This is a genomic window from Bacillus sp. EB600, from assembly GCF_024494385.1.
Taxonomy (GTDB): Bacteria; Bacillota; Bacilli; order Bacillales; family Cytobacillaceae; genus JAEVLT01.
Genome location: NZ_JAEVLT010000031.1, coordinates 17,913 through 44,213, shown reverse-complemented (window position 1 = coordinate 44,213; position 26,301 = coordinate 17,913). Strand labels below are relative to the sequence as shown.

The following is a 26,301-nucleotide window of genomic DNA, read 5'->3' as shown; positions in this document are numbered from 1 at the left end:
CTAAAGGCTCCTGCATTGAGTTACTAATACGTATTTATCAACGGTACCAGTCAATAGATTTGATAGGCTAATTATTTTATGAAATGTGTCGGCTAACACCCGTGAATTGATTCATGTGGTACAGCAGATACAGTTTTAATTTTTGTCATCTTTTCCCTTAAAAAACATATGTTCGATGATATAATCATACTATAAACGGAACAAAAAGAAGGTGTCATGCCATGATTCAAAATAAAGGTTTTAAATTCCGCTTGTACCCGAACAAATTACAAACCACGTTTTTTAATAAAACCATTGTTGTGCCCGTTTCGTGTTTAACTTCATTGTAGAAAAACAGAAGGACAAAGAAGCTTATTGGTACATCGTTGAGGAAATGGTTCAAAATGGACAACTTCCTACAAACAACTGGAAAGGCGAATTCTTTCATAAAAACAAGTCCATTAAAGCCTTAGTGGAAATGAAAGAACACTATCCCTTTCTAAAAGAAGCGGATAGTATCGCCCTCCAAAAGTCCGTTGAAAACTTGAGCGACGCTTATTCCCGTTACTATGAAAAACAAAATGAAGCTCCACGATTCAAGTCAAAGAAAAACAAACTCCAATCCTACACCACAAAATACGTCAACAACAACATTGACATTAAAGACAACTACATCAAACTACCGAAGGAAGGATGGGTCAAGTTCTCCAAAAGCCGTGAAGTGGAAGGAAGAATCCTCTCTGTCACCATCATGCGCAACCCAAGTGGAAAATACTATATATCCATTTGTACGGAAGTAGATATTGAACCCCTTCCAAAGACGAATCAAAGTATAGGCATTGATATGGGCTTGAAATACTTTGCCGTTCTCTCGAACGGGGATGACCCGATAAGAAATTCAAAATGTTTCTATGCCTTAGAAGAAAAGTTGGCGAAAGCACAACGAATCCTATCAGGACGGACCATTGGTGGTTCCAATTGGAACAAGCAACGAATCAAAGTGGCACGGATTCATGAAAAGATTGCCAATGCCCGAAAAGACTACTTAGATAAAATCTCTACCAATTTGGTCAAAAGCCACGACTTTATTGCGATTGAAGATTTAAAAGTAGCCGATATGGTCAAAAATCACCACTTAGCCAAAGCCATTAGTGAAGTATCTTGGGCTGATTTCCGTAACATGTTGGAATATAAAGCCGAGTGGTACGGTAAAAAGGTTGTAGCCGTCAATCCGCAATACACATCGCAAACATGCAAAAAGTGTGGACATGTTGGTAAAGAAAATCGTAAAACCCAAGCAGACTTTGAATGTTTTGCTTGCGGACATAAGGACAATGCCGATAGAAACGCTTCTAAAAACATCTTGAAATTAGCGTTATCCCAAGTTGGTTAAAAAAATTAAAAATTAAACTTGCTTTCGCAGGAGACCTTTAAAGTCATTTGTACTGCTAACCACGGGAGCCGTGGAGATAGCCAAATGAATTAGGGTTCGCTAGGAATCTCGGTACTTTAGGCCGAGTTGTTCAAGTAATAGCCCTCTACGACTAAATCCACAAGCAAAATTAATAAATAAGAAGTATCTACAACATAACCTTTGGTTACTCTGTAATTACAAGTCAAGTCCTTGCTATCGCAAGGACTGACGATGAAATACATATTTCCTTTTAGTTACCCGACCTTAATTTGTGATATGATTCCCATTTCCTCAGCTACAAACCTAACAAGTTCAACTACTCTGTTTGAATATCCCCATTCATTGTCATACCATGCTAGGACCTTAACTTTTCTTTCTCCGATAACCATTGTAGATAATCCATCAATAATAGCTGAATGGGAATTTGAATTAAAATCAATTGAGACAAGCGGTTCAATTGTGTACTCCAATATCCCCTCTAAAGAGCCCATTGCAGCAAAACGAAAGGCATTATTGATATCTTCAACCGTTACATCTCTTTTCAGATCAACAACCAAATCCACTAGCGAAACATTAGGAGTGGGGACACGAAGGGCAATACCATGTATTTTGCCTTTTAATTTCGGCATTACTAACGAAAGCGATTTTGCAGCACCGGTGGTAGTTGGAATGATACTCTGGCCGCATGCACGGGCACGACGTAAATCTTTGTGTGGATTATCAAGATTTTTTTGGTCATTTGTATACGAATGAACTGTCGTCATTAAACCATTTTCAATACCAAACTGTTCATCTAATACCTTTACTACAGGTGCAAGGCAATTCGTGGTACATGAAGAATTAGAGATAATAAAATGCTTATCAATTTCTAAACTATGCTCGTTTACACCCATAACTAAGGTCACATCTTCATTTTTCCCAGGAGCTGTTAAAATCACTTTCTTTGAACCGGCTTCGAGGTGAAGAGCTGCTTTTTCCCTAGAATTAAACTTCCCAGTTGCTTCAACTACAATGTCTATATCAAGTTGTCCCCAGGGAAGATATTGAGGGTCCCTGCTGTTTAATAGTTGAATACGGTGTCCATTTACTATCAAAGCCTGGTCAGCAGGAATCACATCCCCCTCGAACTTACCGTGAATAGTATCATATTTTATAAGGTGAGCTAATGTTTCAGCAGGATAGCTGGCGTTGATTGCTACTACATCAAGAGTCTCATCCAAAATTGCCTTCCGGAAAACGAGTCTACCAATTCTCCCAAAGCCATTGATTGCTATTCTTGCCTTCATTCTCGATTCCTCCCAACTTAGTGTATTTTCTAACATTGTTATATACCTACCACCATTTGAATCCATCTTCTTGTAATAATTGATCAGATGCATCTGGGCCCATGGATCCTGAGCGATATAAATGCAGGGGAAGAATATTATGCTCGAATGCCTCTAAAATAGGTTGCGCCCATTTCCAGGATAATTCCACCTCTTTCCATTGCACAAAGAAAGTGGAATCGCCACGCAGTGCATCGGATAACAGGAGTTCATATGCTTCAGGTACATTTTTCTGGTTAGCTAAAAATTTCACTGTAATGGGCTCAATTTTTCCATTGTTTAATGGATTTTTACTATTAAATTGAATCGAAACACCTTCGTTGGGACCAATTTCTATAATTAGTAGATTAGGAGCTGTTTCTTCATTTTTTTCCCTATACAAATCTTTTATTGGATTTTTAAATTCAATCACAATCCTTGTTGACTTATCCCTCATTCTTTTTCCTGTTCGGATGTAGAAAGGAACTCCACTCCAAAATGAATCATCTATCCATAAACGAGCAGCAATAAATGTGTCATTCATTGAAGAAGCCTCAATTCCGGGTTCTTCCCTGTATGATGGAACTGGTTCACCGTTTATATTCCCCTGCTTGTATTGACCACGAACTACATTTTTAACAACTTCATCCTTCTGTAATGGCCTTAGAAATTCCATTACTTTTCTCTTCTCATATCGAATATCGTTTGCGCTTATTTGTGTTGGTTGATGCATAGCTGTCATCATGACTAGTTGTAGCATATGATTCTGAACCATATCACGAATTGCTCCTACTCGGTCATAATAACCGGCTCTTTCTTCCACACCAACAATTTCACTTGCTGTGATTTGTACATTGGATATATGTTTGTTGTTCCATAAAGCTTGTAACATTGGGTTTGCAAATTCTAAAGCCTCCAGATTTTGGACCATCGGTTTTCCTAGATAATGATCAATAAGATAAATTTCGTCTTCTTCAAAAGCTTTACTCAATTTTGCATTTAATTCTTGGGCCGACTTCAAATGATGTCCGAATGGTTTCTCAATTACAAGACGTTTCCATCCTCTAATCGACCCCAATCCACTTTCTTTAATGTTAGAAGCAATCACATCAAAAAACTCCGGTGCAACAGATAAATAAAAAAGGCGATTTTCAGGAATAATTAACTCTTCTTCACATTTCTGAATCATACCAAGTAACTGCTTATACCCATCATTATCCGTTACATCCAAAGGACTATATCGAAATGCACTTAAAAACTTTTTTATTTTGGAAGCGTCACCATTTTTAAACCGTCTTGAAAATGCTTGTAATGATTTTTCTACATGTGTTTGAAATATATCATCAGACCAATTCCTTCTACCTAAACCAATAATCGTAAATGAATTAGGCATTTTTTCATCCAAAAATAAATTAAACAAGGAAGGAAAGATCTTCCTTTTAGCCAAATCCCCAGTTGCTCCAAACAAAACAAAAGTCAACGAATCTAAATCCAATGGCTTTAAAACATTGACATCATTTTCGTCTAAATTAATATCCCGCGGAACGGTCACACCACCCATGCTTTCCCCTCCTGACTTTTATGTAAAACATTTTATTTACAAATTATTGTTTTCCGGCTAGACATTTCTTACGTTAGTTATGAAATTAGTATAATATTGATAAATTTAATTTGTAAGTACGCACTTTTTTGTTATATAGTATATAAAAGTACACCTCATTTCAGATTATTCAGACTAGTTTGTCAAGGAGGATACCAGATGGGACATTTGTGTGAGAAAACCTTTAATTGTGAGAAGGAATTAACACTATCTATTATTGGCGGTAAATGGAAGATGCTAATTATGTGGCATCTGGGGAAAGAGGGAACTAAGCGGTTTGGTGAATTAAAATCTATGATACCAGAAATTACGCATCGAATGCTCGTTAGCCAGTTACGTGAGCTTGAAGAAGACCTAATAGTTTACCGTGAAATTTATCCCGTCGTTCCTCCGAAAGTGGAATATTCACTGACTAAAAGAGGAGAAAGTCTTATGCCTATACTAGAATCTATGCATGAATGGGGAAAAGAATATATGGAAACAATCTTGAAAAACCAAATAGAGAAAACTATATCTCTTTAAGATACGAAAATGTAAGTGCTTTCATCTGTTTTTATGCATAAATGTGAACTGTCTTATTTGAAGAATATCAAGGAGGGTACACCATTTTTGGAAAATAGTGGGAAAATACACTTTAATTCAGATTATTTAGGTAAGTAAATTAAGGGGGAAACCAGATGGGACATTTATGTGAGAAGACCTTTAACTGTGAGAAGGAATTAACACTATCTATTATTGGCGGTAAATGGAAGATGCTAATTATGTGGCATCTGGGGAAAGAGGGAACTAAGCGGTTTGGTGAATTAAATTCTATGATACCAGAAATTACGCATCGAATGCTCGTTAGCCAGTTACGTGAGCTTGAAGAAGACCTAATAGTTTACCGTGAAATTTATCCCGTCGTTCCTCCGAAAGTGGAATATTCACTGACTAAAAGAGGAGAAAGTCTTATGCCTATACTAGAATCTATGCATGAATGGGGAAAAGAATATATGGAAACAATCTTGAAAAACCAAATAGAGAAAACTTTATCTCTTTAAGGACGTAAAATGTGAGTGTTCTCATCTGCATTTGCTCATATTTGTGAACTGTTTATATGAAGAATATCAAGTAGAATTCTTAGAGACTATCATAAATCTGCTAGCCAGTGATTCTATCATTGGCTAGCAGATTTGGAATTTGCTGATTTTCAGACCAGTGAAGGATATTCCCGTATATTACCAAGAGGGGTATATACTCGTACGAGAAGCTCAAAACGTTCCGCCATTCTTTTGAAAGAAAGATGGGAAAATATATCATATAATTAAAAAGTGTAACGAACGTTTCATATTAATGTGTTCAAAGACTCAACCCGGAGTTTGGCGAAGAGTGTCAGTTCATAATCAGGTGGTGACAAGGCAATTTTTTACTACACAAAAAATAGAGGCAAGAAGCAACACTCGGTTCCTGCTTCTTTTAAAATGATATTCGCTTTTGCTTCTATATGTCCAAAGTACATATTTCTTATTTCCAAAGATGCAAGTTTTGATTTTCCTATTCATGAAATCGTCTTTATAATATGTCTTTATGACCTTCAGTTAACTCCGAATGAACATAAATCATATCAGCACCTGCTTTTAGCAATTGATAGCTTGTGATCTTTATCAATTAAATGCAAAAGCAAATGATCCTTATTAGATAAAATGGAAAATATGAAACTCTTGTTGTTATTCGTCGAATTATCTAACTGACCGCTGCCTCCAATAGTTGAACAAAGTTTTTCGGATTTAGACTTGCTCCGCCTACAAGAGCGCCATCAATATCAGATTCAGCCATAAATTCCGCCACATTTTCAGGTTTTACACTTCCGCCATACTGAATACGAATAGAATCAGCTGCATTTTCAGAGAATTGTGAAACAACGACTGAACGAATATGGGCACAGACTTCATTTGCATCTTTTGTAGTGGATGACTTTCCGGTTCCGATGGCCCAAATTGGTTCATAGGCAATAACTGTTTGTTTCACTTGTTCTTCAGAAAGTCCATTTAGGGCTTGCTTAATTTGATTGCCAACAATATTGTATGTCTGTCCACATTCACGCTGCTCTAATGTTTCACCACAACATATGATCGGAATTAAATTGTACTCAAAAGCTGCATGGACTTTTTTATTAATACTTTCGTCTGTTTCGGAAAACATTTGACGACGCTCCGAATGACCAAGAATAACATATGAAACACCAATTTCCTCCAACGCAAAAGGGCTAATTTCACCTGTAAATGCTCCGTTTTTTTCATAATGCATGTTTTGGGCACCTATTTTTATATTGGTCCCACTTGACACTCTTACTAATTGGTCAAGATACAAAGATGGAGAACAAATGACAGCATCTATTTTTTCATCAGCTGGCACCCTATTTGATATCTCTAATAAAAAGTTTATAGACTCCTGAAGGGTTTTATTCATTTTCCAGTTTCCTGCAATAATAGATTTTCTCAATATAGTTCCCACCTTATCATTGTTTTTATATCATTAGCAACAATAGTTCCACTCTATAAAAATGTTCTTAAACTGTTAATTTACCTATCTTCACCAGCGTTTCATTAATTAAATCTAATGATTCAAAATGCCGATAACCTTCAAAAGTCATATCTTCCCTTCCTGCAACAAAAAATCCTTTACAATGGAAGTACAGCTGGTTCCTGTCCAAATCCAATAGTAGAGGATAACCGATATGGACATGAACACACTAATTTCATCATTTGATAAATGCGTATTTCAATATTAAGTTGAAGAACTAAAACAATTAGTGACATACTACTGGATGAAGATTCCCAAAAAAGCACATGGATTTGAATCCATTAGTGTCTTAACAAATATCGCGAAAGAACAATGAAATCAACTCAGCAATTCTTTCTAATCTGTTTTTGGTCCTTGACTGTAAAACTAAGGATTTCATTACAAGAATGGAAAGAATATGCCTTTGAAATCATTGATTCAAGTACACTTCCACTAAATGTAACGAAATAAAATGAGCAAAATCCGGAAAAACACAATCTGAGGTAAAACCACACTTACGAGTTGTTTTCATGGTGTTTATCCCGAAAAGGCAGTGATAACAAACGCAAAAGAACATGCTAGAAATCAACTTAAAGTCCTTGTGGATGATCAAGAGGCATGTATGTGTTTGACCGTGAATATGTTGACTATGGACGTTTAGGATCGACTGACAGACGATAAATAATTCTTTTTTTTACTAGACTAAAGAGAAACGTATTCAATAGAGAAGTAGAATCCTATTCACTTCCTGAAAATTATCCAGTCATATCTATTAAAATGGTTTACATAGTTACAACACAAAATCGAACTAAAAAATGGCTTTCTTCTTCTTGAAGTGATTGATTCTAAAGGGAAGAACCTTCAGTTAATCACAAACCGATTTGTTTTGAGTGACGAAGAAATCGGTAAAATTTATCGGTCAAGTTGAAGCATTGAACTATTTTTTAAATGGCTAAAACAGCATGTAGAAATCAAACATTTTTATGGTGAGCAAAACAACGATTCAAAATCAAATATACTTAACACTCATTTCCTTTGTTTGAATGTCCTTTTTCAGCTAGAGACGAAAAGCAAGAAATCTTTACTTCGTATCGTTCGCTAGCTAAAGGAAGCCGTATGGAAGCCTGCATACTTTTGTTACGAAGGTTAGAAGAAAAGCCTAGCTCGTAAAACTAACTTATTTTCGTTGATAAGCCATATCTCCTTTATTTAGAGTTTTGATCCTTTGGAACAAAATGATGAAAATTAGATAACTGAATTTTTTGACTTTGTTTACGGGATGCTAATGGTAATTAGTATAATATTGATAAATTTAATTTGTAAGTACGCACTTTTTTGTTATATAGTATATAAAAGTACACTTTATTTCAGATTATTCAGACTAGTTCGTCAAGGAGGATACCAGATGGGACATTTATGTGAGAAAACCTTTAACTGTGAGAAGGAATTAACACTATCTATTATTGGCGGTAAATGGAAGATGCTAATTATGTGGCATCTAGGGAAAGAGGGAACTAAGCGGTTTGGTGAATTAAAATCTATGATACCAGAAATTACGCATCGAATGCTCGTTAGTCAATTACGTGAGCTTGAAGAAGACCTAATAGTTTACCGTGAAATTTATCCCGTCGTTCCACCGAAAGTGGAATATTCACTGACTAAAAGAGGAGAAAGTCTTATGCCTATACTAGAATCTATGCATGAATGGGGAAAAGAATATATGGAAACAATCTTGAAAAACCAAATAGAGAAAACTATATCTCTTTAAGGACGTAAAATGTGCGTGTTCTCATCTGCATTTGCTCATATTTGTGAACTGTTTATGAAGAATATCAAGTAGAATTCTTAGAGACTATCATAAATCTGCTAGCCAGTGGTTCTATCAATTGGCTAGCAGATTTTCCTATTCCTGAAATCTTCAGTAAAAGACTCTTGCTTAATGTAGATATTTGCCCCTGTTACCTCAGCGTTCGTCCTATACATGCTTTTCCAAAACTCCTTTCGACAGAGATTTCATTTTCCTTATTCCATTAATTTACTTTACAAGCTTTTAGCCATCTTGATTCAATAAGATTAATTATGATATGTATTTCATAATCGTTATAACAGTTATAATTAAGGTGGAACACATAGAGAGAAAAGATACGTAGATCAGCAACCGCTTCGGTATCACATTACCTCCTAAATTATTAAAATAAGTAGCCATTCGCACTGATTCATTCTATGTCACCAATAATTTTACTTCTCCATGTAGTTGGTCATATACACAAAATTGGCAATCTACTATTTTTCCAGGAATAAATATGGACATACCAATTTTCCCCTCATTCATGTTGTACTATATAAGATAGACTTCTAGCTAAATGATTGATGGACAAATCCATCATATGCTTCTCTCCCCGATTTGTTTTTTTCTTTATAGTGAATTATCTGGTATTGGTATTTTGTAAAAACAGAATATTTTATGGAACGGTTTTTGAGGTCGAGTATGTTTTTTGATTTTTTTGAAAAAACTAATTTTTTTTGATAGATGGTTTCAAATAAGCAGGAAGTAAGATATAGTAATGCTAGAATTTATTTTTCTATGTTTCATAGGGATGCCCTAAGTAAAAAAAGCCATCTTTATTGTATATGAATTTTTTTATGGAATTAATTAAGACTTGCTGAATGAAACATAATACAAAGTCTTTTCGTTCTGTTAATCTCTAATTAGAACTTTTCATAAAAAAATTGATCAACTTATAGAGTGACTAAGTCAATAGGAATATTTCCCTTTTTCCAAGCTTCATAACCTTGGCAAGGAGCAATGTATTTTCCAAATATTTGTCTTTATCTTTATCTTGTAGACTTTTTGGCACAGGTAGTTTTTTGATAACGGACAGGGATTGCAACCTTTTGGTCTTACTTGGTATTTTCCATCGTAACTTTCAAATCGATAAGAGTGCTCTCTCACGCATGTCGAGGATAAGTGTTCATCCAAACCAATCATTTCTCCTTCGTTGCACTTATTATAGACAATAATCCCATGAACTTTCATGCTCAATAACTGTTGATAGATCTGCACAAAATCATTCAAGGCACCCATAAGACCATATTGAATGTTCAGTAAGATAGCCTTTCCTGAATCCCTTTGAAGAGAGGAATAGCGGCTTTTCCATCATTCATACTAGACTAGTAGCGGGTATATAGGTTTAAGGCAATTAATCTTCTATCTTTTTTTCATAGATAAACTTTTGACTTTTCCGTTCCTGTACTTCAAGTTGAAAGGCTTCTTGTTCAGTCTTTGGTTTAGGTCCACGCTTTTTTAGTTCGCACTAAGGCTTTTTATCTTGGGGATGGAACGATCTCGGGACTCAAATGAGCCGAATCAATGGCCACAGCTTTATCCAAACAAATCCTTTTTGAATGGCTAAAAGGTGTGAAGATTTTGAATCAATTCAAGGGCATTTGATCCACTTAATTTAGACATAAGACGAGAAAAAGATACTTCTGACGGAATTTGATAAGAAAAGGAATATCCACAACACAAACGAAACATAATGTCCTGTTTCAAGCGTTTAATATGGTCCTTAGTCGCCGGTATTATCTCGAGAATACGATCGACCCGTGCATAAGTCATTGCTAGATAATTAAGTGCTTTAGGAATTGATAATAACAAGCTCTTTGATTACAGCTTTACTGATGCCCTAGAACGAAAACATTCATTTGGCTTTGATCTTTGTAACCTTGCTAAGAAATTATCCATTTAAGAATTTAAATGCCTAAAGGAGGAAATGTAGATGTTACGTAAGACAAAAATCGTTTGTACAATTGGACCAGCAAGTGAAAGCGTTGAAAAGTTAACACAATTAATTAATTCAGGAATGAATGTGGCCCGATTGAATTTTTCACATGGTGATTTTCAAGATCATGGACAAAGGATAATAAATATTCGAGAGGCAGCAAAATTGACTGGTAAAACCGTAGCCATCTTGCTTGATACAAAAGGACCAGAAATTCGTACCCATAATATGCAAGGTGGTACACTTGAGCTAAACGCTGGAGAAAATGTGATTGTTTCAATGACAGAAGTAGAAGGCACCGTTGAAAAGTTCTCTATTACATATCCTGGATTAATTGATGATGTTCATAGTGGATCAAAAATTCTATTGGATGATGGTTTAATTGGTCTGGAAGTAACAAATATTGATAAAGCTGCAGGCGAAATTCATACAAAAATATTAAATAGTGGTACATTAAAAAATAAAAAAGGTGTGAATGTACCAGGTGTTTCTGTCAATTTACCTGGTATAACAGAAAAGGATACGAAAGATATTATTTTTGGAATTGAGCAGGGTATCGATTTTATTTCTGCTTCATTCGTCCGTCATGCGAAAGATGTATTGGAAATCCGTCAATTGTTAGAAGAAAATAATGCAGCGGGAATACATATTATTCCAAAAATTGAAAATCAGGAAGGTGTTGACAATATTGAGGCAATCCTTGAAGTCTCAGACGGTCTAATGGTTGCCCGTGGAGACCTAGGGGTAGAGATCCCAGCAGAAGAAGTACCACTTGTCCAAAAAATGCTTATTAAGAAATGTAATGCTCTAGGTAAACCGGTTATTACTGCAACGCAAATGCTTGATTCCATGCAACGTAATCCAAGACCAACACGTGCCGAAGCAAGTGATGTGGCAAATGCTATTTTTGATGGCACCGATGCCATTATGCTTTCTGGTGAAACAGCCGCTGGTTTATACCCAGTCGAAGCAGTACAAACTATGCATAATATTGCTTCAAGAGCAGAACAAGCATTAGATCATAAAGAAATTCTGTCAAGCCGCAGCAAAGACACAGGTCATAACATTACCGATGCAATTGGTCAGTCGGTGGCACATACAGCTATAAATCTTGAAGTGAATGCTATTATCGCACCAACGGAAAGTGGCCATACGGCTCAGATGATTTCGAAGTACCGTCCAAAGGCACCAATTGTTGCAGTGACCGGTAATGCTTCTGTATCACGACGCTTATCTCTTGTATGGGGGGTTTACCCAAAACTTGGTTTAGAGGTAACTTCAACCGATGAAATTCTTGATATTGCCATTCAAGAAAGTTTAAATAGTGGCATTGTAAAGCATGGTGATTTAGTTGTGATTACTGCTGGTGTACCTGTTGGCGAAGCTGGTACAACTAATTTAATGAAAATACATGTAGTTGGAGATATCATTGCAAAAGCACAGGGAATTGGAAAAAAATCCGCTTTTGGAAAAGTGGTGCTTGCTAACAATGCACAGGAAGCACTTGACAAAGTAAAACCGGGTTCCATTTTAATCACAACCGGTTCTGATCGTGATATGTTTCCTGCTATTGAAAAATGCAGTGCATTAATCACCCAAGAAGGCGGGTTAACTAGCCCCTTAGCTATAGTGGGTTTAAACTTAGGAATCCCGGTAATCGTTGGAGTTGAAAATGCGCTGAAGCTTTTTAAAGAAGGTCAAGAAGTTACAGTTGATGCAACTAGAGGTGTCATTTATAACGGATACGCCAGTATTTTATAAGAAAAGAAGGGAATTTCCACTTCTTTTTCTTAAATATATTATAGAATGGTCCGGTCTTATAGATAATAAGCGGTAATTATTCTTCAACACAGGATGAGCCTCCCATCACTAAAGTAACGGGTTTCTAATGTATCTGTATCATCCACTTGATGCTTAACATTAGTGGGCACGCCACAATGCCCTCTATTCCTTTTGCAAATGCATCAGGAACTACTTTTCGAATGATATTTCATGCACCGTTTACGTCGGCATGAAGTATCTTTTTTTCTTTTGTTCGATATTGACCCCTTGTGATTTTTTTTCCACTAAAAATTGTTTCGTTCTTTTCACCCTTTTTGTAAATTGGGATCGTATCCATGTCAACTAAACTCGCTTGGGAAGTATAACTTTCTTCTTGCTCAATTACTTCAATTCCTAACCTTCCGGCCTGTATGTAATCATTTTGATTAATAGAGAATAGGGGAGAAATTTGAAATTTTGTTTGTCGCTTTTCCTCATTTCAACATTGTCTTTCCATCCTTTATTTATCCCGATGATTATTTTGCCTACCTTTCGTTCTACAGCTGTTTTCACAATAAGATGACTTGTTTTGTGGAAGTAGTCTTTCACTTTAGCAAAGCGAGTTTGGTCTAAACGGTTCAGGCTTTTGCTTTTATGCAAACCCTCTTTAGGATCTTTTTCGTGTCTTAGAGCACTTATTAAAAATGCTCTTTGCTTATTGTAATATTGATTTATACTTTTGATTACTTTGCCCTTAATAATAACAGGTCGAAGACCTGTATTATCTGCAATGGTTGCAAGACAATCACGTAAATCAATACCCATTATGTACTCTTTACTCAATTCCATTGATTTCTGAATTGGTTCAACTTTCATAACTAATTCAACTGTGTATTCATTGTATGATGGGATAATACGAACTTGCTGCAAATTCCCTTTTGCACTCAACTCACCTATATTTAGTTGTTCTTTGGTTAAAGGAAACTTCAAATATTTATCATTTTTGAGGACGCATACTTGATTTGAGAAAGTACATTCTTTTCGCCCGCCTTAGGGGCATACTTTGGCAACTTAGGCCTTCCTGTATACTTTTGAGTGTTCACTTTACAGTCTAGACTATTAAAAAAGGACTTCCAATTTTGAAAGACGACTTTCATAACCTGTTGGTTTACTTGACCTGGTAGGGCGATATAATCTACCTGTTTGCTTACTTTAAAAAGTGCATCTAAAAAACCATATCCGATGAATTTTTTCTTCTTCGGTGGTTTTTCAAACAAAACAGCTTCTTTTACTTCTTTTCGTTCATCATTAGGTTTTTTTAGTTCCTTTTGCTTTCTTTTTTCCACATATTCTACCCTTTACTTGACTCAATTCAGGCAAATGAAAATCGATCAATTCTAAAATTTCTTTCTGAAGTTCATGCCTTTTTTCATTGTTATCGGCAGTAAAAATCTGTCGGATATAGAAGTTTATTATATTGAACAAATTTTTACCATTAAAACACATTTCATCACAATATTTATAGAATCCGATGTCCTTTTTTGATTCGAATTTGGTAAGTACTGTACACTTTTCCACCTCCTTCAACTTCAATATATACCTTTTGGAGAGAGGACGCGTCCACTAAAAATGAGAACAAACATTCGAAATTCATCCCACGATTGAAAAATCACGGGTGTTCTTTCGAATTTCATAAAAAACATACACCATATAGAAATCACAGGGTGGATTCTGATTGTATACCTTCCAACTGTCGATAGGGACGCTTCACAACAAAACATTTCCTATCCACCACATTAATACAAAACTAACTAGGATCGTTAAATTTATACTGTCTCGACAAATTTTTCATCATAAATAAAACTTATCAAGATTGTATACTTAAACATATCTCCAAACAGTAAAATAAAGAATAAAATAATTCCGACCGCTACATTTGAAATCTTTAAAAATAAGTCTTCTATAGCATTGGTATAGTCATAACTTCTAAACGGTTACACGGTATTACCATAGCATAACAAAGGAGGCAATGGAGTCACCTCTGCAACTTGTGTTTTCCAATTAAGATATATTTTTTGTTCAAAAATTCTAAAGAAAAGGCTGATCCAAAAGGAAACATTTTATATCCCTTAGAATCAGCCGATATGTGTTATTTAACTCCAATTTTCAAAGAAAGTATACTCGATTGCTGATTTTACAGCAATATCTTTATCTTCTTGAAGAGTGGCATGATAATATACATGATGATATGGTCAACGATATTATACGTAATATATAAGACATAATATACTATGTAATATATGTTGACATATATTTTAAAATGATTATTCTTGCAAAACAAAGGCGACCTTAATGTCGCCTTTGTTTTATCTTTTTACTAAATATCTTCTTGCAGCAAGCTTTGTAGCTCCACCCATTGCCCCCATCATTCCTCTTCCAGAACCTGATGAATACCACATGTTTCGAAGTACCGATGGACTTTTAATAAGGAGAATACAGCACCCCATGAGCAAAAGAAAATTAAGAAATGTAATATTTTCATTGATTAAAATACTAAGAGCAATCACAAATAGAAATACTTTTGCAAGGATGGTAACGATTTGGCTAAGTAATTCACGCCACCATACTCCTAAGTATTCATTGTCATCCGCTATAACCGATACGCAGGCCAAAGGACTTAATAAATATAAGAACATGACATCGGCATGAAATATGGCAACTGAGAATAAGAATGCAATAAATGCTACTGCAAAAACAGCTAATAAGATAAGGAGTGCCGCACCTTGGAAATGAAGAGCCGCAAAGTTACTAGGGACAAACATCTCTTCAATTTTTGCTTCGCTAACTTTACTTCCCTCTCCAATCATCCAGTTTCCCATATTATAAGCGACTTGTTCTAACAAGATCTTCTGAATAAAAGGCATCGCTGGTATCAGTAAGGCACTTTTTAACGTATTCACTATAACAGGACCATATGAAATGGCATCCCCAGCAGCGTTTTTTGACATGACCTCGATAATTTTATATAAAACGATCGTTACCGCAATAGTTGAGGTTAAGGCTAGCAAGAAATTATTGACTGCTGTAAAGAACTGAATTTCAGGATTTTGTTTTAATAACAAATCATTACACATGAGTAGAGACCATTCAATAAAATCCTGCAACATCCCTTGGATGGCCTCAACAATCTTTTCTTTAAAATTAAACAAGTTTACTCACCTCTTATTTAGGGTCTTCAACTTTTACAATTTTCCATGTATTGTCTTGCTTTTCCAAAGTAATCAATTTATGATCAATTCCACTACGTTCAATATCAAAAGTAAACGTCTTATCCGATTCATTAACAGACACATTTTTATCTTTAGTATCTCGAGAAAAAAGTAAATTTGATTTTGTTCCGCCATTAGATAAATCTTCAGCTTTGTTAGTAGTTAAAAGGTAAAGTAACCTTCTTTGCCCTTCTCCGTTCAAATCATTAGAAATTGCCTTTGTATTCTTTTTTCTTAACTTCTCCCATACTATTTGATTTGCCTCATCACGAGTTTTTCCCTCACCTAACTTTTCTTCATCTTTGAATGAAGTTAAAACACCGTTTATTACTTTAGTGGCCTTTTCCTGTTCAACCTTTGGATCAAATTGATTACCACTTCCATTACAAGCCGCTAGAAATGTACTTAACATTAATACGAATACATACAAAATTTTCGTTTTCATCTTAAAGAGCTCCCTTCTTTTGATGGATTGGCATTAGGGGAGGAATTCATTTGAGAAAAAAAACTCATCGCGAGTTCTTCTTGGCTTTCAGCTTCTTTCTCAGCTTTTTTTACCTGTTTTTCATGTAATTCAACTTCAGCTTTTTGTAATGCTACTTTATAATCAATCGATTGAATGTAATTATCGTGTTCATCTTTTATCTCTTCAAACCAGTCTAACACTTCTTGTGAAGAGCTATTTTGGTAGTCTAATTGGCTAACATAAAATGAGTTTGTAACATTTGGAAAAAGGAGATATTGATACGCTTTTTTTGCCTTTATTGGGTGTTTTCCTGTGATGATGATAACGCAATCGTCCTTATGCATGGTTAAAATCTCGTCTTCATTCATTAGATTACGTGCTGCATAGGAATAACTTGATGAAGAAGAAGTGCTTGACGAGTGTCCTTTTGATTCTGAGGAAGAACCCGTTTCGAATTTTGCAGTTGTTTTCCCCATTAATTGCGAAAAGTATTTTGCGGTTGTTTCATTTACATTTCCTAGGCAAATTTTCGTTCCACAGTTACCTAAAATGGATTCTGCTTGTTCCCGGCCGTACTTTTCTTGTAATTGAGTGATATTTTGGACGATCGTTAGAACCCCGATTCCATACCCACGGCAGGTTGCTAAGAACTTTTCATAGTCTGGGAACTTCCCTAAGTTCGGGAATTCATCTAATATAAAAACCACCGGTTGTGGTAGCTTTGCCCTGTTTTGAGCACCGACTTTATACAACTCCTGAAACATTTGATTAAAAAACAAATTAATCAGGCCTTCCCATGTTGAATCCATGACTGGAATAATGACATATAAAGCGATTTTTCTCTTTCCTACATCCCCTAAAAAGAAATCTGAAAAGCTCGTAAATCTTGAAACAGAGCTGGAAGTAAAATCTCCAATTGTTGTCAGCAAAGAAATAATAATGTTTGCGCGAGTCTTTTCTTGAGATTTTTTAAATCCTAAATCATAAGCTCTTCTTGCGGGATGTGATTTTTCAAGTCTTAAAAACTGTTCATCTAGCTCACTTGCTCCATCTTTGCTTTCTTCTGGATCAAATTCTTGTAAGAAGTCTAATACACCGGTCATGTTTCGTTGATCTGGTGGCAACTCATGAACTGCATATAAAATTAGCGCTTTTAACAAACTAAATTGCGCATTGTACCAAAAATCTTTTCGTTTCGGATCATTTTTAGAAGCAACAATGGCATTCGCAACTGTTGAAGCCTGGATTTCCTCTCGAACATAATCAAAAGGATTATAGCGATCTGAGTACTCCATTTCTGAAAAATTCACCACATGGACTTCATAGCCTTGCCTGCGTTTGACTTCTGAAGTCATTTCATAGACCTCCCCCTTGGGATCCGTTATCACCAATGAACATACCTTTTCGTGTAATACATTGGTTACGACATACCCCTGTGTTTTGGAGGAACCAGGACCACCGACTACGAAATGGTTTCGGTTTGGAAGGTTTGAATCCGTTGGCTGTATGATAACGGATTTATTCAAAATACCTGATATGATCCCGTTACTATTCATATAATCAACAGCCATATCATTGCTCCCCTTTCGAATCTAACATACTAGCTTCAAGATCTTTCAAAAGCTGATTAACTGGTACTCCAACTGTCTCACCCTGTTTAAATATTTCATTCTTGTAAGCAAATCTGCTCGAACCATGAACACCATATTTGTCTGCTAACTGATATTTGCCTTTGGCACCATTCATAAAAAAAGTAACATAGAAGGATACTAGGACCACTGCCCCATTACCTAAAAAGAAAAGGGGATTTTTGTCTTCAATCATAAGAATAGCTTTTTCAATCGGATGTAGTAGGTTTTCAATTAAGAATTCCATATAAGGAGCACTAGATATATTTGCCTTGTGTGCTGCAATAAACGGAAGAATTCCGGCTACATTTATTACAATTAATTCAAGAAGGACCATTAAAAAGAACGTTAACAATAGACGTATTCCAACCGTTTTCATTGGTTTCCCTCCTTTTTAATTACCAACAAATCACTACTTATTTAGTTCTCTTCAAAGGGTTCGAAGGCTCCCATTAACTCCAATTTATCAACTACCCATTTATCTCCATTTTGAACAAGTGTTACCTCATACATTTGATTTTTTCTTGGGAATTGGCTTCCTCCTACTGAGTATTGTGTTTCCATCTTTACAAGGGCTTTTGCTTGGTCTTTTTCAATGGCGCTTAAATAAACATTTAACGTTTTTACTTCATTGTTGAATTCAATTTGTGTACTACCCGTTTCTCCTGATGCCTTTAGTTTTGAAATAACAGACTCTGCTAGTTTGTTATGGACTTGGTCAAAACGTGCAGCATAATTTTGGTTGTTATAATTAAATAATTCTCTAAAAGTTTCATCTATAAAACTTTTAACCTGTTCACTATGTTCGATTTCATAATAGGCTTCATTCTGTTGAAAGGTATGTAGCGCTTTTTCCTTTTTATGCGATTCACTTTTTAATTGAACCATTTGCTTCTTGGTTTCTTTGTTTTTTTCCTCTGCATTGGTAACCATTGTTCTCTGACCAACGTACATCAAACCCAAGATCAAATTTGCTAGTATCGATATTCCCAAAAAAGTAGCCAGTATTTTATTCAAGATGTTTCCCTCCTAATGTGCCACCCGACCAAAACCAGCCAAATGTGATTTCCAGTAAGGAGAATTGATGTCATGAATTCCTATGCCAGAACCATTTGAATCAAACATTTTTCCATTTCCCATGTAAATGCCTACGTGTGTGATGTATTGGTTTGTCTCATAGGTTCCAGTATAAAAGACAACATCACCTGGCCTAGCTTCTGCTGATGGGATTTTAGAAGAAGCATCATATTGTTGTTGAGCCGTGCGTGGCAACTTTATGCCAGCCTTCGTAAACGTCCATTGCGTAAAACCTGAACAATCAAATCCTGTTGTAGGGCTAGCACCTCCCCACATATAGGGCCAGCCTACGTATTTTTGTGCTTCTTGTATAATCGCATTAAATGGCTGTTCCCCTAATGGGGACACATTCCCACCATCTACCGAAATCGGCATGAGATTTTTCATGATTTTTTGTACATACATATAGTCACCATAACAGTAGGGAGCTCTCCAGTCCGAACAACTTGACCCTTGTTTGGCTGCTTGGTTTAAAGAAAATTGTTGAGCTAATTCAACGGAATGTTTTCCACCATTTGAAGCAATAAAATTTATGTAACCTGAACCGAAATTGTAAGATTGAACGATCGTCGCAAAATCTACACCTGCTTTTTGCCCATGTTCTAGCACTGATTTGAAATGTTGAACACCTAAATTGACGGAAATCACGGGATCTTGAATCGAGTTGGGTGGCAGCCCGGCAGATTCAGAGCTTTGCATAATATCCAACGTTTGAGAATTCCCTACTTCTTGATACATAAGAGCAAGTAGGAAATCCGTGTATTCTGGAATTCCATACTTTATTGTATATTCACTTACTAACCCCCTCCACTGCGTAATATTTGTTGGAACATTCGCAACGCCAAAAGGGGAATCAATGTTTCCGATAGGCTGTTGCTGAGAGGTATTCACTCCAATCAACAAACCTACCATTAAAATTAATGCAAAAACGATTCCTATTGTTATTTCTCTCCAGTTTCGAACAACAAAAACGGTTCCTTTAACAGCGGCGGTTGCTGCCACTTATTTTCACCCCATTCCTTTATTGATTTTCTCTATCTTGGCTTTTACGTTTTCAAGTTCCTTGTTTTTGGGATCCAACTCTTTTTGTTTTTCTTCTGGTGCTACATTAACATTATCGTTAATTTCTTTTATTTGTTGCTTCAATGTAGCTACTTGTTGTTCCAATTCTATTTTTCTTATCATGGATTCTAAATCTTTACTTTTCAGTCTATCGTTTAAGCTTTTAGCATCCCCAAGATCACCATGTTCAGCAAAGGTTTTCCCTATTCGAAGTTGTTGGTCTTGATCTTTTACAAATGCTTGCATGGATAACAAAGAACTGTAATCATAAGTGATTATTTTCTTTTCAATCTTTAGATAATCACTTTCAGCTTCCAACCCTAATATTTCATCCTTCTTATTCGCTTTATAAAGGGCTCCTACAATAGGTTTTATTAAAGCTTTATCGGTATCAATCGCATTTTGGTACTCGCCTTTTTCAAAGTACACATTCGCCAGCTCTTTTTTACTACCGCCATTTTTTTTCAAAAACGAAATTGCTTCATCGTATTTTTCTTCACTTAATAATTTATACAAATTTGTTTCTTGTTGAGCTTTTTGAAGTTCCATCGCATAGACCGTTTGAACTTTATTTACAGCTGATTGTTGGAGGAAGAGGGCTAAACCAAAAGCGGCACAACAAACCCCAATCGATAAATAGGCCAATATCCTTTTTTGCTTCTTCACTTTTTGCTGTTCCGTTTCCAAACCAAGGAAATGTTGTGTTTCCTCCATCTGTAATCTCTGAGAAACCAATTCCTTCAACTCCACCACGGACTTAGCATTCTCAATTCGAAAAAGGAATTCATCTTTTTCCTTTTTCAAGAGATTATCTTTTTCTCGTTTATATTTTTCATAGGAGAAACGTGAAAACATAGAGATCATTAAAATTTTGTATTGTTCTAGTTTCAGATGTTCATCATAGGGCAACCATTGATTGCTTCTGTATAGAAACTTTAGTGTTTTCATATCTTTGAAGAAAATGTTTCTAGGGTGAATCAATACTTTCTCTTTTACCGTATTTAAAGGGTCCATCTCCAACAACTCATTTATTAATGCGAGACGTAAAACACTTGAATATTCTTTTGCTATAATAAGTGGTTGGTAATCTTCCTCCATTACATAATCCAGAATAAATCGATCGTTTTCTTTTTTTATACCATTTAAGGGAAAGAAATAAGGGGATTCTTCCAAAAGATCTGCTAAATCTTCCGGGCGCTCAGCCAACACTTTGTTTTCAGGTATTTCGAAATGATAGTACTTATCCTGGCGAATTATCAACGTTCCGTGTTCGAATAATTGGATTTTCACTCTTAGACCCCTCCTTTACAAAACGAAATTTCGAACTTCTTCTTTTTCAATCGGAGTCATTTCAATCCTAGCCTCATAGTCCGGGATTTCGTTAGGATCCAACCCGTACTTTTCAAAATACCGCTTTTTATTCCAAATACGAAGCTCTTCTTGTGTTAACTCAACCTTAATAAAAGCACGTTGTGATCCATATGTAATTAACGCTTCTCCTTGCCGTTTTGCCCGTAATAGGGAAATCTCTTCATCAGAAAAGGAAAGATTTATCTTTTTTACTACATCATCCACACCTTTATTATCTAGACCAAAAAATACCTTTGTGTGGCTGTTTTCAATCATCGCTGCCCCTAGATTATCAACCGTATCAAGAACATCTATGATTTGTTGTGTTCCTGCAATTGCTCCAGCATTGTATTTTCGAAACCGCTTGTAAGCTTGATAGAAAAACCTCATAGAATCAGGGTTTTTTGATAAGAAATGAAATTCATCAATAAATAGATAAATTAACTCATCTTTTTCTTTTGTTATTTCGTCCCAGAGAAAGCCGAAAATGTTAAAATAACAAGCAGCCTGCACATCCACTTCATTTTGAAGAGATTTTAAATTAAAGGAGAATAACGAGTTATTGATATTCACGTTCGTATGGCCGTTAAATAGTGAGTTTGAGCCATGAACATAACTCTCTAATATGAAATAAAAGTCTTGGATTTTTTCATACCGTTCGATATCCTTTTGCTTTAGGTCCTCTAAGTCATGATAAAAGTCTTCAAGAATAGGATAGTCAGTCGATTTGAGACTTTTAAAATCACTCCCTTCATTGATTGAAAAGCGATTATAAAGATTTGTTAAGGTCTTGTCTAAAATACTGCTTTCTACCTGTGTTAAATCGGCTTTTAAAACTTTGAAAAACGCCTTAAGGCGTTGAACCTTCTGTTTCACAAGATCTCTAATGAACTCTGCTTCATTATTAAAATCTTCTGTGTCTGTAATTTCTGTTGAAAATATTTCCAAAGGGTTAATTTTTGTTGCACTATTACTGCTGAGGTGGACCACTTCTCCACCGAGAATTTTCACGATATGGGAATACTCATTTTCCGGATCGATAATATACACTTTAATTCCCATTGCGAAGCAGCGAAGGATTTTCTGAACCATAAAGGTCGATTTACCAACACCGGAAGTTCCGATTACGACCATGTTTTGGTTTAAGGTACGCTGTGTATCTAAATAATCAATTGCTACTAATGAATTGGTTGTCTTGTTAATCCCTTCCACCTGAGACATTGGGGATAAATAACATATTTCTGAGTCATCAAAAGGGAAGAAGGAAGAGGCGGTTTCACTGTTGCACATCTGATATGTATAATCCTTTAATTGATTATCCCCTAAAGGTAAAGCCGACCAGAAAGCCATGGGAGTAGCATAATGAGGATTTAAAGCTTTCATCCTTAATTTTGTAAGAATCCTCTGGACGTTATCTTCTAAGGCCTTTAGATCTTCTAAGGATGTAGCCTGAATGAAAATGTATGTGTAAAGATACATAAAGTTTGAACGGTTTGTTAAAACCTGATTAAGTTGGTATCTAGCACTATCCAGTTCTGATCGTAACCTGATACGCGTAGCTGGATCTCTTGTTTTTAATAGTTCAGCATCCTTATTTTTAATAGAATCATTGTAATAATGAATCATCCCCTCAGAGTTAGCAGGCTCTAGATATTGGACAAAAGATATGTTCCCCTTCAAGCGTTTCAAGTCAGATAGCCAGTTCCCTTTCTGCTCTTTGGGATAAGAAACAACTGCTAACACTTTAATAAAGTTCCCACCACTTTCTATGAAACTCTTATTTTCCTTCCAAACAAAAGGATAGATTGAATTAAGCTCTTCGGTCTCTAAAACCCCCTGTAAGAAGTCTTGATGGCTTTGTTCTACCTTTTCTGCTGGTTTTTTTTCACGTTTTCTTGATGGAAAAAGTGTTGCTAAAGAAAAGGGCATGAGCTTTTCTCCTTTCCAAGTGGTTAACAGTATAGTTTCGACATATCAAAGTCAAAGTACCGGTAAAGCAGAGTTAAAATATCTTTCTCGGATAATTTTATAATGGCTAGATCATACGTCTCAAAAGTGGATCGTAAAGAGTTTGATATTTCTTCCACCTTTTTTGATAAAATACTCTCCGCCCGTTCTAAATCCTGAAATGTACGTTTATACATTTTTTCCCGAATAACAATAAAATGTTGTTTTGTAGACATTTCATCTTTAAGCCGGATACTCTGGAAATGATCGATATACGAAGCAATTAATTTTCTTTTGTATTCATTTCCGGTATTCTTATTTTCTAGTTCATGAAGATATCGTTTTTTCCATCCTAAATTGTAAGATCGTAAATCTACGGGTACAGTCATTGAGATGACTTGTAATTGATCGTGGACTTGGCTCATTAAAAAGGAGCCATAATCTTCAAATAATCGATTTTGTTCATACTCAGCAAATAAATCCATATTGATGCCACTCACTTGAAGAATGGAAGTTAAATATCCATTTTTCAAAAGGATATAATCCTTATAAATGCCTTCAATCACGCTTAGATCCTGAATCGTTCTTTGCCCTTTTTTTGCAAGGGTCGCTATTTCATAGTCAAACACAGTTCGATCCATTTTCTTTTTATTGTTCATCACGGAAATCATCCCTTTTATTCGGTTTTATAAAGAACAACTTCTGCCTACTGTTGTACTGAAAAATTAGTTTTAAATAGTTGCTATAGGTTATATTCGGACGAGATGTAACTGGACGTAAGACAGCAAAAGTAAAAGAGCCTAACATTAACATTGCGACAAAGAACATTTTAATCATCATAAACCCTAGCGAATAGGGTGGAATAAGAAGGATAACTGCTGCAATGATAACAGCTGGTAAAATATATTTAAAAAAGTTTCCTATCGATAAACCTTTTACAATGTGATAAGATCGATCGACATTATCAGGGAAAACAAACGTTTTCCCCTTCCGACTATCTTCTTGTCCTAGTAATTCTTTTAGAACCTCTTTCACTTCTTCTTTTGTTGTCATACAAATCCCCTCTAATTAAGCGAATAACGTATATACCCAAGGAACAATCCATACCAGTGCTGCAGCTAGACCGACTCCTGCAAGGACCATACCCACCCCTCGAAACATTTCATTTTTTGTATGCGGATCGTCTACTCCAGGTAGTTTTTTAATGATGATCCAAACGCCTACACAAATACCCACTATCACCACAATCCCGGTTAAAAATGCTTGAATTTGTTTTAGCCCTTCCTTCACCTTTGCCTCAATATCACCCGCGGCAAAAGCTTGCTCCGGGATAGCATATAGACATAACGTGATGGCTGTAACCAAAAGTATTGGCGGTAACTTTCTGAGTGTTCGCACTCTGTCTTCCTCCTTTAGTCTTTCTCACTAAGTTCCATGAATTCAATGCTTGGTTCTGCTCCTATATCCTTGTTTCTTTCTTTCTGTTGCTCTACCTGAATATACGTATTCAACCTTACTAATTGATCTTTGGCTTCCTCTTCAGAAAAATAAGTTGATAGTTTCTTTGCCATACCATTCCCATTTAACTTCGCAATGTACGAACCCTCTTCGTTTGAAATTACCTCAAAATCATATTGTCGTGTTTGAAGCTCTTTATTTATCTCTATACCATTATAGGAAAGAAAACCTTCCCCAATAGAACGACTATCCATGACGAGTTCATCAAACACCGCTGTCATTCTTGGATTTCCCTTTATTCTTTCCATCCATTTTTCAGCAAGATCGGGTAACCTGATATCTCTTTCTGTTCCATTCTAATGACATCCTAACCCCTTGTTCATCTTTATAAATACTATTTATCGTAACTGTTTTTCCCATAAGGTTAAAAGGAATATGATACTCCTCTAACGATCTATGTATGGCTTGTTCTCTACATTTCGGATCATTCTTTAGTTCGTTCTTTACAACAAATGATCGAGCTTGTTCAATATTTTCATAGCATGTTAGTGGTTTAAAAGATTTGAATAAATTTAATCGAAATTCCTTATTATCTTTTAAGGAGTATACCTTCCCATCTTTTGAAGGAAAGAACGTATACCCTCGGAATTTTTCAAATCTAGATGTTCCGAACGTGTTCAAAAGTACTTCCTCTTTAGAATGAAAAACTTGAGTCACTTTGTGAGCTTCTTTGGGCTCTTGTTTATACACACCATAAAATTGACCATTAGAATGTAAAACCTTGAAAGAACTTTTATCTTTATCAACTGGGAAACTTTCTACAGGGTTTCCGTTTACAAATAGATCAGGTTGATGTTGTTTTATTAATGAATAATATAATTCGTACTCTGCCTCTTCGTTCGATAAAGATGGATGATCAGCATGCAAATTTTTCATATCTCTGCTAATGAATTTACTCGCATCTTTTTCCCTTTGTTTCTTAGTCTGTTCAACCCTTTGCAAAAAATAATCGGCGATAGTAAGTATAGAGTCATTTACGGATCGTTCGATAGAATCATTTCTCACAGGATAGCCCCCTTTCTGTAACACCAAAATCAACTGAACTCCCCAAAAGTTATTCCTTATCATCCTTTATTAAGTTATCTAATTGCTGATCATCAGTTGAGATATAATACTTTTGGTCCCATAAACTACCGCCGTTTTTTAATTTGGTTTTGGGAAACTTCTTATATAAAAACCTTGCTGATCCACCTTTAAGAGCTTTTATCATATTGGGTATGTAATGGGTCGTTCTGCAATTGATTACTAATTTAACGCTGCGTTCCTGGATCTCCATTTCAACTATTTTAAATTCATGGCGAGTCGACACATTATTAAAATAGGTTTTAATAAAGTTTATTTCTTCACTTTTAAGGTAAATGTTTCCATTTGTAAAAAATATTATATGATATTGTAAGAAACTTACGTGATATTTGTTTGAATGAATCCCATTCATATTGATTTTTTCCTCTCAACTCCCTTTTATGATATTTCTATATATCCGAATATTCGTTCTATTCTAACTTACCAAAAATATACTTTTTTGGGTATATTCAGATAGTACCAATTAAAAATGAACCTTTAGCATTGAATATGGTAAAAAAGTCCAATTGATGAATTTAGA

General features: G+C 35.5%; 21 protein-coding genes and 2 pseudogenes. 5 read left to right on the top strand and 18 right to left on the bottom strand.

All coding sequences use genetic code 11. The features are described 5' to 3' along the window. The first annotated feature begins 221 nt into the window (after window positions 1-221). Window positions 222-1,372: pseudogene (gene tnpB / locus JN080_RS22095) on the top strand (IS200/IS605 family element RNA-guided endonuclease TnpB). Between the two features lie 275 nt (window positions 1,373-1,647). On the opposite strand, the gene JN080_RS22090 reads toward tnpB, so the two are convergent. Together JN080_RS22090 and zwf are read right to left on the bottom strand one after the other, a co-directional pair. Further along, on the bottom strand, window positions 1,648-2,679 hold the full coding sequence (locus JN080_RS22090; protein WP_256238138.1) for a glyceraldehyde-3-phosphate dehydrogenase: 1,032 nt from the start codon (window positions 2,677-2,679) through the stop codon (window positions 1,648-1,650). Window positions 2,680-2,725: 46 nt separating this feature from the next. Further along, window positions 2,726-4,258: a glucose-6-phosphate dehydrogenase gene (gene zwf / locus JN080_RS22085; RefSeq protein WP_256238136.1), complete on the bottom strand. Its 1,533-nt coding sequence runs from the start codon at window positions 4,256-4,258 to the stop codon at window positions 2,726-2,728. A gap of 198 nt (window positions 4,259-4,456) precedes the next feature. On the opposite strand from zwf, the gene hxlR (JN080_RS22080) reads away from it, so the two are divergent. Further along, on the top strand, window positions 4,457-4,819 hold the full coding sequence (hxlR, locus tag JN080_RS22080) for a transcriptional activator HxlR (protein ID WP_256238133.1): 363 nt from the start codon (window positions 4,457-4,459) through the stop codon (window positions 4,817-4,819). 155 nt (window positions 4,820-4,974) lie between these two features. After that, window positions 4,975-5,337, top strand: a complete 363-nt coding sequence (gene hxlR, locus JN080_RS22075; RefSeq protein ID WP_256238135.1) for a transcriptional activator HxlR — start codon at window positions 4,975-4,977, stop codon at window positions 5,335-5,337. Window positions 5,338-6,019: 682 nt separating this feature from the next. Here hxlR (JN080_RS22075) and tpiA read toward each other — a convergent pair. Continuing rightward, window positions 6,020-6,778 carry a triose-phosphate isomerase gene (gene tpiA, locus JN080_RS22070; RefSeq protein ID WP_256238134.1) on the bottom strand — a complete coding sequence of 253 codons (759 nt, stop codon included), beginning with the start codon at window positions 6,776-6,778 and terminating at the stop codon, window positions 6,020-6,022. A gap of 1,465 nt (window positions 6,779-8,243) precedes the next feature. On the opposite strand from tpiA, the gene hxlR (JN080_RS22060) reads away from it, so the two are divergent. Next, entirely contained in the window at window positions 8,244-8,606 is a 363-nt protein-coding gene (gene hxlR / locus JN080_RS22060; RefSeq protein WP_256238133.1) for a transcriptional activator HxlR, read from the top strand. A 2,011-nt stretch (window positions 8,607-10,617) separates the two neighbouring features. Continuing rightward, window positions 10,618-12,381: a pyruvate kinase gene (pyk, locus tag JN080_RS22055; RefSeq protein WP_256238132.1), complete on the top strand. Its 1,764-nt coding sequence runs from the start codon at window positions 10,618-10,620 to the stop codon at window positions 12,379-12,381. Between the two features lie 124 nt (window positions 12,382-12,505). Here the strand turns inward: pyk and JN080_RS22050 are convergent. The 15 genes and pseudogenes from JN080_RS22050 to tnpA form a co-directional block, all read right to left on the bottom strand. Continuing rightward, window positions 12,506-13,951, bottom strand: a pseudogene (locus JN080_RS22050) (RNA-guided endonuclease InsQ/TnpB family protein). Between the two features lie 796 nt (window positions 13,952-14,747). Then, window positions 14,748-15,590 carry a conjugal transfer protein TrbL family protein gene (locus JN080_RS22045; RefSeq protein WP_256238131.1) on the bottom strand — a complete coding sequence of 281 codons (843 nt, stop codon included), beginning with the start codon at window positions 15,588-15,590 and terminating at the stop codon, window positions 14,748-14,750. A 13-nt stretch (window positions 15,591-15,603) separates the two neighbouring features. Beyond that, on the bottom strand, window positions 15,604-16,095 hold the full coding sequence (locus tag JN080_RS22040) for a hypothetical protein (RefSeq protein WP_256238130.1): 492 nt from the start codon (window positions 16,093-16,095) through the stop codon (window positions 15,604-15,606). Next, entirely contained in the window at window positions 16,092-17,687 is a 1,596-nt protein-coding gene (locus JN080_RS22035) for a VirD4-like conjugal transfer protein, CD1115 family (RefSeq protein ID WP_256238129.1), read from the bottom strand. Before JN080_RS22035 ends, JN080_RS22040 begins: the two co-directional genes overlap by 4 nt. Window position 17,688: 1 nt before the next feature. Continuing rightward, on the bottom strand, window positions 17,689-18,123 hold the full coding sequence (locus JN080_RS22030) for a hypothetical protein (RefSeq protein ID WP_256238128.1): 435 nt from the start codon (window positions 18,121-18,123) through the stop codon (window positions 17,689-17,691). Window positions 18,124-18,164: 41 nt separating this feature from the next. Continuing rightward, on the bottom strand, window positions 18,165-18,761 hold the full coding sequence (locus JN080_RS22025) for a hypothetical protein (RefSeq protein ID WP_256238127.1): 597 nt from the start codon (window positions 18,759-18,761) through the stop codon (window positions 18,165-18,167). A 12-nt stretch (window positions 18,762-18,773) separates the two neighbouring features. Then, window positions 18,774-19,823 (bottom strand): bifunctional lytic transglycosylase/C40 family peptidase, encoded by a 1,050-nt coding sequence (locus JN080_RS22020; RefSeq protein WP_256238126.1) that lies wholly within the window; start codon window positions 19,821-19,823, stop codon window positions 18,774-18,776. Between the two features lie 6 nt (window positions 19,824-19,829). Next, window positions 19,830-21,173: a type VII secretion protein EssB/YukC gene (locus tag JN080_RS22015; protein WP_256238125.1), complete on the bottom strand. Its 1,344-nt coding sequence runs from the start codon at window positions 21,171-21,173 to the stop codon at window positions 19,830-19,832. Window positions 21,174-21,188: 15 nt separating this feature from the next. Then, window positions 21,189-23,162 carry a VirB4 family type IV secretion system protein gene (locus JN080_RS22010; RefSeq protein WP_256238124.1) on the bottom strand — a complete coding sequence of 658 codons (1,974 nt, stop codon included), beginning with the start codon at window positions 23,160-23,162 and terminating at the stop codon, window positions 21,189-21,191. Window positions 23,163-23,185: 23 nt separating this feature from the next. After that, complete coding sequence (gene trsD / locus JN080_RS22005) at window positions 23,186-23,839, bottom strand: TrsD/TraD family conjugative transfer protein (protein WP_256238123.1); 654 nt, start codon at window positions 23,837-23,839, stop codon at window positions 23,186-23,188. Further along, the gene (locus JN080_RS22000; protein ID WP_256238122.1) at window positions 23,829-24,233 is read right to left on the bottom strand and encodes a hypothetical protein; all 405 of its coding nucleotides are present in this window, start codon (window positions 24,231-24,233) and stop codon (window positions 23,829-23,831) included. The genes trsD and JN080_RS22000 overlap by 11 nt, the downstream gene beginning before the upstream one ends. Window positions 24,234-24,248: 15 nt before the next feature. After that, the gene (locus JN080_RS21995) at window positions 24,249-24,578 is read right to left on the bottom strand and encodes a CagC family type IV secretion system protein (RefSeq protein ID WP_256238121.1); all 330 of its coding nucleotides are present in this window, start codon (window positions 24,576-24,578) and stop codon (window positions 24,249-24,251) included. 14 nt (window positions 24,579-24,592) lie between these two features. Beyond that, entirely contained in the window at window positions 24,593-24,946 is a 354-nt protein-coding gene (locus JN080_RS21990; RefSeq protein ID WP_256238120.1) for a hypothetical protein, read from the bottom strand. A 7-nt stretch (window positions 24,947-24,953) separates the two neighbouring features. Next, window positions 24,954-25,736, bottom strand: coding sequence for a hypothetical protein (locus tag JN080_RS21985; protein ID WP_256238119.1), 783 nt, complete (start codon window positions 25,734-25,736; stop codon window positions 24,954-24,956). A gap of 16 nt (window positions 25,737-25,752) precedes the next feature. After that, window positions 25,753-26,133, bottom strand: coding sequence for an IS200/IS605 family transposase (gene tnpA / locus JN080_RS21980; RefSeq protein ID WP_256238118.1), 381 nt, complete (start codon window positions 26,131-26,133; stop codon window positions 25,753-25,755). Window positions 26,134-26,301 lie beyond the last annotated feature (168 nt).